This window comes from Bacillus cereus group sp. BfR-BA-01383, from assembly GCF_022663495.1.
Classification (GTDB): domain Bacteria; phylum Bacillota; class Bacilli; order Bacillales; family Bacillaceae_G; genus Bacillus_A; species Bacillus_A cereus_AU.
In genome coordinates, this window is sequence record NZ_JAKUFP010000005.1 from 174,206 (window position 1) to 186,493 (window position 12,288).

Here is a 12,288-nt window from a genome sequence, read left to right on the forward strand (position 1 = left end):
AAAGGAAGGTGGATTTTTCAAGTTGCTTTTTATTTACTAATGGAACAGGTACTGACATATTGAAGGATTACATTGAAATGAGGAGGAGGCTAAACATAGGATTTGTAAGGCATTCTATGTTTAGCTTTTTTATTTGAGGGAAATTAGCACTATAGCTTTTCTCCGGAACAACAAAGGTTAGTTTTCGGTGAGGCTGTAATCCTTGGGGACAGTAGAAGCAAGACATAGGAAGAGGCAGGGAATTCAAGTTGTATTATACCTATTACCTGAACAGATGTTGACGTGTTGAATAAGCAACATAGGATGGAAAATAGAACTGTGTATAGAACTCATTGCACTTTCTAAGTTTAGTCATTTAATTAGAATGGTAATGGAGATGTTTTACCTATTTGGCTAAAGTATTATAAAATAAATAGGTATATTATTATATTAGCAGTTATTGGAAATGGAAAAAAGAGAGAGAATCGATAATAATCCATTATCTCAGCCTGTCTTAGAAAAATAAGATAATCACATATACAAAATCAATGGAAAAAAAGAGGTGGGTTTAGTGAATGAATTAGAATATATTCATCATATCCTTGATCGCAAGGATTTTACTTATCGAAGGGAACAAAATGAATACAGCGGGGTACGTGATGAATACCAAAAAGCATGGAATATCTGGAAGAGCCTAATGGATAAGAGTCTGGCCAAAGTTACCTCAGGAAATACTGGCATTGAGGCTACGGAACAATGGCAAAATAGCGGGAATTTATCCAAAAGATTTTGGACGCGTTTTAAAGAAAAAAATCGAATGAAATCATCGTCTTGTATAGCAGCTATGATAAACAAGAATGATATTCGAGTTTACTTGGAATGGCATAATTACAAAAAAAATGAGTCAACCAATACGATACAAGATCATAACAGGTGGATTGAATTTTTAGTTGAATGGGTTGAGACGGATAATATTGATAATGAAAATTATAAAGTCTGGCTCTCAAATGAATCAGACTATGATAAATATGTTAGCCTCAAGGAATTTTTAACAGACGAGAGTATACGAAATGACAAACTCAACTCTATTAAGAACGATAATCAGTTATGGATTCGCATAGGATGGTTGCTTAGCAGGTCGGAAACATCCGGAATGGAAGAAAGAATAGTCACTGAATTAGTAGGGGCTAAAATAGATGAATTACACTTTTTATATACTTTGACTGGGCCAACAGAAACAAATAGAACTGATGAGGATGTAAGAAGTGATAGTACGGAAGCAATAAATTATTGGTGGCTAAACGCAAATCCAAAGATTTGGGATTTTCAGTCAACAGAGATTGGAGAAACCCAGAGTTATACTGCTTACAGTGAGAATGGGAATAAACGCCAGAAATATAAGCATTTTCGCAAGGTTAAATCCGGTGATTTGGTAGTAAGTTATGTTTCAACTCCTGTTAGAGAAGTTGTCGGCATGAGTGAGATAACGAAGGGGTTGCATGTTGATGAAGAGGGAAGGGAAGTCATTTCCTTTAAAAAAATCGAACAACTTCTAAATACAATACCATATGAACAACTAAAGGGTGTGCCCGAACTTCAAAGGGCTGAACCTATAATTAACAACCAAGGTAGTCTGTTCCAGTTGACAAAAGAAGAATTTGAAATAATTCAATCGATCATCGATGAGGTTAATGTGAGTGGAAATAGAACTAGTCATTATCTTAACTATAACATTGATAATGCTTTAGCAGACTTGTTTATTAATCGAGATGAATTTAAAGAGATTCTTGGTATGCTCTCATATAAAAAGAATGTTATTTTACAAGGGCCACCAGGGGTTGGTAAGACGTTTCTAGCAAAAAGACTTGCTTATGTCATGATGGGAGAGAAGAATGATGAACGGGTAAAAATGGTACAATTTCATCAATCTTATTCTTATGAAGATTTTATTCAAGGTTTTAGACCTGCTGAACATGGGGGCTTTCAATTAAAAAATGGTGTATTTTATGACTTCTGTAAAAAAGCACAACGAGATCAAGGTAACAACTATTTCATAATCATTGATGAAATCAATAGGGGGAATCTAAGTAAGATTTTTGGTGAACTTATGGTACTTATTGAAACGAGCAAAAGAGGCGAGGAACATGCGATAAATCTAACTTATTCTCGGGAATTAGAAGATACATTCTATATTCCGAAGAATTTGTACCTTATTGGGACTATGAACACAGCAGACCGATCACTTGCCATGGTAGACTATGCCCTAAGGAGGAGGTTTAGTTTCATATCATTACAATCCAAACTATCTAGTCACCTCTTTTTGGAGTACCTACAATCTAGAGAAGCAGAAGAAGAAGTGGTTAGTCAGATTCTTGAAAAGATTATCCCATTAAACGAGAAAATTTCCGAAGAAAAAGACCTTGGACCAGGCTTTGTAATTGGACATAGTTATTTTACTACGGAAGCAGAAAATCTCTCATTAAACTGGAATTGGTATGAAAAAGTAATTAAATATGAAATAATACCTCTGCTACAAGAATATTGGTTTGATAATCCGGAAAAAGTTTCCGATGAGCTTGAGGAACTACTAGCTAGATGAAGGATGTTTTGAGATTATGAGTGAAATACCAATACAGAATATTTATTATATGCTTTGTTATGCTTGGGATAGGCCTAAAGAGAAGGATTTGGTGAACGTTGACGCTTCAGGAGCGAATCAAATTGTCGATCTATTTGCCAATGTACTGCTTAAAGGAGTTAAATTGCAGTTAAAAAGGGGATTGGATCGTGACTATAACCCGTTTCATGAAGAGATAAGGGGAATCCGGGGGAAAATCGATTTTGCTCATTCTATAAAGCAACTTTCCTTTAGACAAGCAAAAGCCTATTGTCAATTTGATGAATTTAATTATGATGTTCTAACCAATCAAATTATAAAATCAACCATACATTCCTTGATTAAAACAACTCAGTTAGATAGAGATATAAGGAAACAACTACTGTCTGTTTATCGAAGGTTGAACAATATTACATTAATTCGATTGCAGCGTTCTCATTTTTCAATGGTAAGAATCCATCGTAATAATTCATTTTATCGTTTTCTAACTGCGGTTTGTGCTTTTATTTATGAAAATCTGCTACCGGAAGAAAGTACTGGCCGGTTTCAATTCAAGGATTTCCATAAAGATCGTAAGACGATGGCGATTATATTCGAAACCTTTATTCGAAATTATTATCGATACGAACAGAGTCAATATAAAATTTCGAGTAAACAGGTAAGATGGGAGCTCCAAAACCTTAATCCTAATGAGCAAGATTACTTACCGGTAATGCGCACGGACATTACCTGCCATTCAACTCAGCGAAACATCATTATTGACACTAAGTATTATCTAGAAATGTTTCAGGTCTATCAAGGGAAAAAGACAATTCGGTCTGAACATTTATACCAGCTTTTCTCTTACCTAAGCAATAGCCTTAGTCATTCAAGTGAAGATACAGTATGGGAAGGGATATTACTCTACCCAACGGTTAAAGAACATGTTGATCTTAACTATGAGGGGAACGGTGTCAGGGTGAGTGTAAAAACGATTAATTTGAATCAAGATTGGAAGCAGATTCATTGTGACCTGTTGAAGATAATTGGAGTAACACTCTAAGTTAGGGGACAAGTTTCTATTTTAAGACCCCCCCATAACGAAAATGTGACCTTTTTACAGTTATTTATGAGAGGGCGGCTCATTTTTTCGTTTTGAGGTACAATTAATTCCTTAGCTTGATGGGCATGCGGCAGTATCCCTAATATCAAAGTTTACTAGATTTCCAGAAGAAGTGTTGTTTAGAGGGTTTTTATCACAAAAAAACTTCTAATTTGGTAAAATACACAAAGGCTCGGCGTACAATGATAAAGTAACAGAACTAAATATTATCTATCCTTATTAAACTAATGGATAGCTTTACTGCAATAAGAGCCGTCGAAAGACGGCTCTTTATTTTGGTTTTTATACAACCTTTCAGTTCAAGGTTGTCCAAAATTTCATCCCTTTTTACTGGATGAAATATCCTGATGTTAATACGCTTTTTGTCCAATTATAAAAAACGGAATTCACAGTACAAAAGGCTATTTATCAAGGGTTGATAGAATTTATACAAAAACACTACTTACCATAATGGAGGTAGATTGACAAAGGAGCCAGAATTATACTACACAAAACAAGGAGTCGCTTATGCACGAATATGTGTTGCGGTGAATAGAGGTTTTCGAAATAGTTTAGGTGAACAACAAGTAGATTTTATTAATTGTGTCGTTTGGCGAAGATCGGCTGAAAATGTATCAGAATACTGTGCGAAAGGGGCACTTGTAGGAATTACTGGACGTATTCATACGAGTAATTACGATGATGAACAAGGAAAGAGAATATATAGAACTGAAGTTGTGATTGAGAGTATTACATTTTTAGAGAGAAGGAGGGAGGGGGCATCGCAATAAAACGTAAAGAGCATTAAAAATTAAGAGGGCTATGTAGCGTAGCCCTCTATTGCTTTCGCTTCTGTAATAATCGAAGATAAATTTTCTTGTAGCTGTTGTATACTTTTTAACTATAGTTCCGGAACGAGTAGGCGAAAATAGAAATAATTAAATTTCTAAAAAATGTAGAATGGGAATTAGTAAAATAAAGCATCCGAGTAGGAGTATAGAGGTGGAACATGTTACAATACACCTAAGAACACGCAATAAAGGAGAGTATTTTTACGTGAAAATTAAAGCAATTGAACCGACGCCAAGTCCAAATACAATGAAAGTTATTTTGAATGAAGTATTACCATCAGGAGCACGTAATAATTATACAAATGAAAATGTAGAACAAGCACCAGTGCAAGTACAAGAAATTTTGAAAATTGAAGGTATTAAAGGTGTATACCATGTTGCAGACTTTTTAGCAGTAGAGCGTAATGCGAAGTATGACTGGAAAGTTTTATTACAACAAGTTCGTGCCGTTTTCGGTGAAGAAATAGTGGAAGAAAGTGAAGAACAACAACTTTCACATTTTGGAGAAGTGAAAGTGTTTGTTCAAATGTTCTTTACTATTCCGATGCAAGTGAAGTTAACAGATGGAACGACAGAAGAGCGTGTTGGCTTACCTGATCGTTTTAAAGAGTCAATTATGAAAGTACAAATGTCTGCACCTAACGTTGTGAAAGAGCGTAAATGGGTAGAACAAAGTACACGTTACGGTAATTTTGAAGAAATCGGAAAAGAAGTAGTAGAAGAAATTGTTGCTGCTTATTCAGAAGAACGTGTAAATCAAACGGTTAAAGAATTATTAAATCAAGCAGGTGCAGTTGAAGTAACGATTCAAAAGCGTGAACCATATAAAGTAACAGAAGAGATGATGAAAGATTCTGATTGGAAGAAACGTTTTGCGGCTTTAGAGCAAATGGATCCTACTGAAGAAGATATGCCAGTATTGAAAATGGCGCTAGATGATGAGAAAGTATCGATCCGCCGTTTAGTAACAGCTTATTTAGGTATGGTAAAAGGTGAAGAAGTATTGCCGTTATTATATAAAGCGTTGTTAGATCGTTCTGTGAGTGTTCGCCGTACAGCGGGCGATTGCTTATCAGATGTAGGTGATCCGGCAGCGATGTTCGTTATGATTAAATCTCTGAAAGATTCAAGTAAATTAGTGCGCTGGCGTGCAGCAATGTTCTTATTTGAACTTGGTGATGAAAGTGCAATTCCGGCACTAAAAGCAGCGCAAGATGATCCCGAGTTTGAAGTGGCGATGCAAGCGCGTTTGGCTTTAGAACGTATTGAAGGCGGAGAAGAAGCGAAAGGTTCTGTATGGAAGCAAATGACGGAGTCTCGTAAAGGGGAGTAATGTATGATTGTTTTCTATGATAGTTGGTGCCCGATGTGTACAGCAGTTGCAGAGCGTACGAAGAAGTTAGATAAAAAGGGCAAGATGAAATTTGTTTCATTTCGGGATGAAGATGTAGTTAAGAAGTATGATCTTTCTCAAGAACTACAAAGTAAGATGGAACAAAGGCTGTATATTTTAAAAAATAATAAATGGTATGACGGAATTCATAGTATCAACGTATTAGCAAAAGCCGTCCCATCTTATTGGTTTGCAGTGCCTTTTATAAAACTATCTATCGTACTTGGATTTGGAAGTAACGTATACGATTATATCGCTAACAATAGAAAACTTGTCCCAGTTGGACATTGTCGTGAAGGGGTTTGTGAAATCCCTTCAAAAAAATGAAATCATCACTATCTTTCTTTTGCACCTATTAATAGAGCGTGATATGATGAATTTGGAATGAAAGTTGAAGGAGAGATTACACGATGTCAAATGCTTATGAAGAATACATGCGTCAAATGGTAATTCCAATGCGCCAAGAATTAGTGCGTTCTGGATTTGAAGAATTAACTACAGAAGAAGCTGTTACAGAATTTATGGAGAATGCATCAGGTACAACTTTAGTAGTTGTAAACTCAGTTTGTGGTTGTGCAGCTGGTTTAGCACGTCCATCAGCAGGTCAAGCGGTTGTTCGTGCTGAAAAACAACCGGATCATCTTGTAACTGTATTTGCAGGACAAGATAAAGATGCTACTGCAAAAATGCGTGAATACTTCGGAGAAATTCCTCCATCTTCACCATCTATGGCATTACTAAAAGGTAAAGAAGTTGTTCACTTCATTCACCGTCATGAAATTGAAGGTGCAACTATGGACGAAATTATTGCGAACTTAGAACAAGCTTTCGAAAAGAATTGCTAAAGAAGGGGGAGAGTAAATCTCCCTCTTTTCTTTATATAGAGGTGAAACAATGATAGTAACAACAGCAGGACGAACAAATAAAGAAATGACGGATTATGCAAAAAAGGTAGCTGAAGAGTTACATAGTTCTTTCGTTATCCGTAATGATATACCTGTACATAAACTGCATGAGCAGTATGAACAAGATGTACTTGTCGTAGGGAAAAATCGATTAGCCATTTATCCGAAAGGTACGGAAGAGTCGTTTTTCTTTCATCCAAACTCAGCGATGTTTCGTGTGAAAAGGTTAATGCGTGGAGAACACGATCCGTTTGTACAAGCTGCCAAATTAGAGAGTGGAATGACAGTGTTAGATTGTACGCTCGGTATGGCATCAGATAGTATTGTGGCTAGTTATGTTGTTGGTGAAAGTGGAAAAGTAACAGGACTTGAAGGCAATGAATATATGGCTTATATTATGAAAAATGGTTTAAAAACATGGTCTTCATCCGTTTCTGAAATTGATGAGGCAATGCAAAGAATCGATGTAAAGCAAACGGAGCATTTCGCATTTTTAACACAATGTGAAGATAATAGTTATGACGTTGTATACCTTGATCCGATGTTTGAAGAAACTGTCATAGAATCCGATGGAATTAAAGGGTTAAAACACTTCGCTTTGTATCATGATATTACTGATGAAACAATTACAGAAGCGAAGCGTGTGGCGAGAAAGCGTGTCGTTCTGAAAGATCATTTCCGTAGTTCTAGATTTGAAAAACACAATTTTCACGTGTACAAAAGAAAAAGTGCAAAGTTTCACTTTGGTGTAATTGCCCCTTGCTAATTGTTTGAAAAGATGTATAATAAGCAATAATTAATTAAATATACTGTCTGTGATGAAGAGAGTAGTCTTTTTTAGAAGGAAAGCGAGCTAGGGATGGTGTGAGCCTAGTGCGGAAGAAAAGGATGAAGCGCACTTCGGAGATGCTTCTTGAATGAATAGTAGAGTAAGCCGAGGCCCCCTGTCCTCGTTATAAACGGGAAAGTGGTTCGTAATGAACAACAAGGGTGGTACCACGGGTTCAAACTCGTCTCTTTTTAGAGACGAGTTTTTTGTGTTTTAAAAAATAAGGAGGTTGTAGTATGGATTATAAAACGCAGTTTGCGGAAAGTTTATCCGATATTTTTACGAATGAATTAACGCAAAGTCAAATTTTAGACTTAATTGAAACACCAAAACAAGATGAATTCGGAGATGCAGCGTTCCCATGCTTTTCACTAGCGAAGCAATATAAAAAATCACCAGCCATTATTGCGAAGGAAATTGCAGAGAAATTAAATGATCCGTTCTTTACGAAAGTAGAAGCCGTTGGTCCTTATGTAAATGTATTTTTTAATCGTGAAACTGTAAGTGATGCAGTATTAAAAACGGTTTTAGCTGAGAAAGAAGAATACGGTCAAAATCACATTGGATGTGAAAAAACAGTAGTTATCGATTATTCTTCTCCGAATATTGCAAAACCTTTTTCGATGGGGCATTTACGTTCTACAATGATTGGTAATTCGCTGAAGCATATCGCAGAAAAATGTGGATATGAAGTTGTAGGCATTAATTATATTGGAGACTGGGGAACTCAGTTTGGAAAGTTAATTACCGCATATAAAAAATGGGGAAATGAAGAAGTAGTTAAAGAGGATCCAATACGTGAATTATTTAAACTATACGTTCAGTTTCATGTAGAAGTAAAAGAGAATGAAGAACTAGAAGAAGAAGGTCGTGCATGGTTTAAAAAGCTAGAAGAAGGTGATGAAGAAGCAGTTGAGCTTTGGAATTGGTTCCGTCACGAATCCTTAAAAGAATTTTCTCGCATTTATGAACTTCTCGGCGTGGAATTTACTAATTTTCAAGGAGAAGCTTTTTATAATAACTTAATGGAAGATTTTATTGGGATTTTAGAGGAACATGAATTACTTGAAGAATCAGAAGGCGCATTAGTCGTTAATTTAGAAAAAGAGGGCATGCCGCCTTGCTTAATTAGAAAATCAGATGGTGCGACTATTTACGCAACACGTGATTTAACGGCAGCTTTATATCGTCAAAACATATATGGATTTGATAAAGCGTTATATGTAGTAGGACCTGAACAAAGTTTACATTTCAATCAATTTTTCACTGTATTAAAAAAGCTTGGCTATGGTTGGGTTGATGGAATGGAACATGTACCGTTTGGCTTCATTTTAAAAGACGGTAAGAAAATGTCGACACGTAAAGGAAGAGTTATTTTACTAGAAGAAGTATTAGAAGAAGCAGTTGAGCTTGCAAAACAAAATATTGAAGAGAAAAATCCAACCTTAAAACAAAAAGAAGAAGTAGCAAAACAAGTCGGTGTTGGGGCAGTCATCTTCCACGATTTAAAAAATGAGCGTATGCATAATATTGAATTCTCATTAGAAAACATGCTGAAATTTGAAGGAGAAACAGGACCGTACGTACAGTACACACATGCACGTGCTTGCTCTATTTTAAGAAAAGAAAGTGTGGAATTTGAAACGTGTACGTTTGCCTTAAAAGATAATCATAGCTGGAGCATCGTAAAATTACTAAACAAGTTCCCGCAAGTAATTGAAGCAGCCTTCAACAAAAATGAGCCATCAATCATTTCGAAATACGTATTAGATGTAGCACAATCGTTCAATAAATATTACGGAAATGTACGTATATTGGAAGAGAGTGAAGAAAAAGATAGCAGACTTGCATTAGTGTATGCTGTGACGGTTGTATTAAAAGAAGGGTTACGGTTACTTGGGGTGGAGGCACCTGAGGAGATGTAAAAATGAGCATAATCATTATGAACTTAGTAGTAAACTGACAAACCGGGTCTAGTATGAACCTGGTTTGTTTTTTTATTGATATATAATTTTTTTGCAAAATCAATTAAAATCTTTTTAGAGAGGGTGATTCATATTGATTCGAACTTTTATTTTACAAATTCCTTGTCATAGAAGATCGGAAAGAAGCTTTATGAAATTACAAAAATACATACCTTTATGTGCGAGATGCACAGGTATGTTTATTGGGTTCTTTATGTTTCCAATATATTTTTTTATAGTGCCTTCGTATACTCTTTCATTAGTGTTAGCATTTTGTGCTCAAATTCCACTACTTATCGATGGATTCACCCAAAAGTTGAAATGGAGAAGCAGCACAAATTTGCTAAGAGTAATTACCGGTATATTAAGCGGTAACGGTATGGGATTACTCATTTCATCTAGTATTATATGGATTTTATCTTAAGGCATATACTAACGGAGGTAACTACTTACATGTTCTGGATCTACTTAATTCTAATTTTTATTTCAGGGGGAAGTGGAATAGGTTTTATTATTCAAAACAAGTATGCAGAAGCAATAATAGCTTTTGTTATTTGCGCACTAATGATTGTGCTACTGTATTATTATCTTAAAAGAAACAAAAGAAAGAGAAATTCAGATTGTGGCGATTTAGACTGTACGGATTGTTTAGATTGTGATTGTACTGATTAAACTTCTAATTGTCTATCTTTCTTCCAAATAAAAAAGGCTAGCGTATCGTTAACAATGCACTAGCTTTTTTTACTTTGAAATTTTAAGAATAGTGTAGGAATACGGTTATTATATAGAGAACTTTAGTTTTGTATATAAAAGGAGGCGTTAGACTTGGAAACGTATGATTGGAACAGTAAACTAACATATTTAAAAAATACGAGAGAATTATATTATAATGATGATTATTTAAGATTTCTAGTGAATTCAGTTTGGAAGATTTCTGAGCCAGTACATATTGTTGATTACGGTTGTGGATACGGCTATTTAGGCCTAGTATTGTTGCCTTTACTTCCAAAGGGCTCAAAGTATACGGGTATTGATAGCGGGGAAACATTAATAGCTGAAGCGCGAGAGTTATTTCGTTCACTTCCATATGAATCAGAATTTATTGAAGGGAATGCTACAGAAATTGAATTGAAAAATAAATACGATATAGCAATCTGCCATGCCTTCTTATTACATATGAGTTCACCAAAAACGATGCTAGAAAAAATGGTACATTCAATTAAGGATGGCGGTAAAGTAATCTGTTTTGAACCACATTGGATTTCAAATATGTCTTCCTACGTATTAGATGGAGAGAATCAATCAGAAATTATCAGGCTAGGTGCTTTGCAGAAAGTATTTGAAAGAGACACACAAAGAAATGGTAAGGATGGAAATATCGGCATGAAAATACCGCTGTATTTAAGTGAATTAGGCGTGAAAAATATTGAGTGTAGAGTGAGTGATAAAGTGAACTTTTTAGACTCTAAAATGCATCATAATGATAAACATAGACTGTATCATTCATTAAAAGAAGAGGGAATAGCGGGCAATCCAGGAGATAAACAGCTATTTACAGAACGTTTAATGGCAAGAGGATTAGCATATGATGAAGCATTAGCTCAATATGAAGCCGAGTTACGATTTTTTAAAGTATTTCATATACATTCATCTTTAGTATATGCTCCGAATATGAAAATTACATTTGGTGAAATAGAATGTTAAAAAGTAGCGATATGATTAGGATTGCTACTTTTAATATATGGAATCATGAGAGTTTTTGGGTTGAGAGATTAGAAGCCATTTGTGAGGAAGTTCGAAATATTTCCCCGCATATTCTTGCTCTACAGGAAGTTAGAAGTTGTGTTACTTATGAATCAAAGAAAAATGTTGCGCAGTATATAGCGGATCAAACTGGATATCCGTTTTGTATATTTAAAGAGTACCCCGATTCTCCAGATGAAGGACTAGCCTTTTTAAGTAAAACCCCTATATTAGCTGAAGAAGCTATTTGGGAAACAGATATAGAGGAATCGGATTATTGTGCCATTCGAATCATGTTTAAATATAAAGGGTACAAGTTTGGAATAACGAATATTCATTTAAATTGGAAATCTAGTAGGATAAGACAAGAACAAATGAATACTGTGAATAATTGGATTAAAAACAGCGTTAGTGATTATGAATTATTATGTGGTGATTTTAATGATGATCCATATTCAATGGTGCATCAATACTTAATTAGCAAGCATTGGATAGATGTAGCTCAGTTCAAAGAAGATCAAGAGAACATGATAGCTCAACCAACTTTAGATTATAAAAAGAATCCGAATTTAAAAGGCGATGTAAAGCAAGAAAAAAGATACGATTGGATTATGATACAAGAAAATGACTCATTTGAAATTCCCACAATTGAAAAGGTATCTATACTTGGTGATACATCACTAACTTCATTTGGCGTGTTTCCTAGCGATCATTACGGTGTTTTTGCAGATTTGAAATTTGATAAATGAAAAAATATCACTTAATGTTGGCAAGTCGATATCATCATCTCATCGCTAATATATTTGAATTATCGCCGATATAATTTCATGTACTAATTTCAAATTCAAAAAGATAAGATCTTCATTTTTGTTATTCCATATAATCAAACAAAATACGAAGAAAAACAATTGTTTTTACTATATTCT

The 12,288-nt window shown here is 35.0% G+C and carries 12 protein-coding genes and 1 other annotated feature; all 12 genes read left to right on the forward strand.

Annotated elements, in window-relative coordinates:
* Positions 1-550: 550 nt before the first annotated feature.
* The 12 genes from MR065_RS27575 (at position 551) to MR065_RS07765 (ending at position 12,111) form a co-directional block, all read left to right on the forward strand.
* Positions 551-2,578 (forward strand): HI_0552 family protein, encoded by a 2,028-nt coding sequence (locus MR065_RS27575; RefSeq protein WP_242213170.1) that lies wholly within the window; start codon positions 551-553, stop codon positions 2,576-2,578.
* A gap of 16 nt (positions 2,579-2,594) precedes the next feature.
* Positions 2,595-3,638: a 5-methylcytosine-specific restriction endonuclease system specificity protein McrC gene (mcrC, locus tag MR065_RS07715; RefSeq protein ID WP_242213171.1), complete on the forward strand. Its 1,044-nt coding sequence runs from the start codon at positions 2,595-2,597 to the stop codon at positions 3,636-3,638.
* 521 nt (positions 3,639-4,159) lie between these two features.
* Complete coding sequence (locus tag MR065_RS07720; protein ID WP_242213172.1) at positions 4,160-4,468, forward strand: single-stranded DNA-binding protein; 309 nt, start codon at positions 4,160-4,162, stop codon at positions 4,466-4,468.
* Between the two features lie 265 nt (positions 4,469-4,733).
* A complete protein-coding gene (locus MR065_RS07725; RefSeq protein ID WP_242213173.1) occupies positions 4,734-5,861 on the forward strand; it encodes a conserved virulence factor C family protein in 1,128 nt (375 codons plus the stop codon).
* A 3-nt stretch (positions 5,862-5,864) separates the two neighbouring features.
* Positions 5,865-6,248: a thiol-disulfide oxidoreductase DCC family protein gene (locus tag MR065_RS07730; RefSeq protein ID WP_098991585.1), complete on the forward strand. Its 384-nt coding sequence runs from the start codon at positions 5,865-5,867 to the stop codon at positions 6,246-6,248.
* 83 nt (positions 6,249-6,331) lie between these two features.
* On the forward strand, positions 6,332-6,766 hold the full coding sequence (locus MR065_RS07735; RefSeq protein WP_242213174.1) for a BrxA/BrxB family bacilliredoxin: 435 nt from the start codon (positions 6,332-6,334) through the stop codon (positions 6,764-6,766).
* 49 nt (positions 6,767-6,815) lie between these two features.
* Positions 6,816-7,592, forward strand: coding sequence for a class I SAM-dependent methyltransferase (locus MR065_RS07740; RefSeq protein WP_242213175.1), 777 nt, complete (start codon positions 6,816-6,818; stop codon positions 7,590-7,592).
* A 40-nt stretch (positions 7,593-7,632) separates the two neighbouring features.
* Positions 7,633-7,847: a binding site (T-box leader), on the forward strand.
* Between the two features lie 44 nt (positions 7,848-7,891).
* Positions 7,892-9,580: an arginine--tRNA ligase gene (gene argS, locus MR065_RS07745; protein ID WP_242213176.1), complete on the forward strand. Its 1,689-nt coding sequence runs from the start codon at positions 7,892-7,894 to the stop codon at positions 9,578-9,580.
* 133 nt (positions 9,581-9,713) lie between these two features.
* Positions 9,714-10,043 (forward strand): DUF2085 domain-containing protein, encoded by a 330-nt coding sequence (locus MR065_RS07750; RefSeq protein WP_242213177.1) that lies wholly within the window; start codon positions 9,714-9,716, stop codon positions 10,041-10,043.
* A 29-nt stretch (positions 10,044-10,072) separates the two neighbouring features.
* A complete protein-coding gene (locus MR065_RS07755) occupies positions 10,073-10,291 on the forward strand; it encodes a hypothetical protein (protein WP_097903193.1) in 219 nt (72 codons plus the stop codon).
* Positions 10,292-10,444: 153 nt separating this feature from the next.
* Entirely contained in the window at positions 10,445-11,323 is an 879-nt protein-coding gene (locus MR065_RS07760; RefSeq protein ID WP_242213178.1) for a class I SAM-dependent methyltransferase, read from the forward strand.
* Entirely contained in the window at positions 11,317-12,111 is a 795-nt protein-coding gene (locus tag MR065_RS07765; protein WP_242213179.1) for an endonuclease/exonuclease/phosphatase family protein, read from the forward strand. The genes MR065_RS07760 and MR065_RS07765 overlap by 7 nt, the downstream gene beginning before the upstream one ends.
* Positions 12,112-12,288: the final 177 nt, after the last annotated feature.

Bases quoted from the DNA above. Each gene is read 5' to 3' on its own strand.
- mcrC (WP_242213171.1), top strand. From the start codon at position 2,595: ATGAGTGAAATACCAATACAGAATATTTATTATATGCTTTGTTATGCT.
- MR065_RS07730 (WP_098991585.1), top strand. From the start codon at position 5,865: ATGATTGTTTTCTATGATAGTTGGTGCCCGATGTGTACAGCAGTTGCA.
- MR065_RS07735 (WP_242213174.1), top strand. From the start codon at position 6,332: ATGTCAAATGCTTATGAAGAATACATGCGTCAAATGGTAATTCCAATG.
- MR065_RS07740 (WP_242213175.1), top strand. From the start codon at position 6,816: ATGATAGTAACAACAGCAGGACGAACAAATAAAGAAATGACGGATTAT.
- argS (WP_242213176.1), top strand. From the start codon at position 7,892: ATGGATTATAAAACGCAGTTTGCGGAAAGTTTATCCGATATTTTTACG.
- MR065_RS07755 (WP_097903193.1), top strand. From the start codon at position 10,073: ATGTTCTGGATCTACTTAATTCTAATTTTTATTTCAGGGGGAAGTGGA.
- MR065_RS07765 (WP_242213179.1), top strand. From the start codon at position 11,317: ATGTTAAAAAGTAGCGATATGATTAGGATTGCTACTTTTAATATATGG.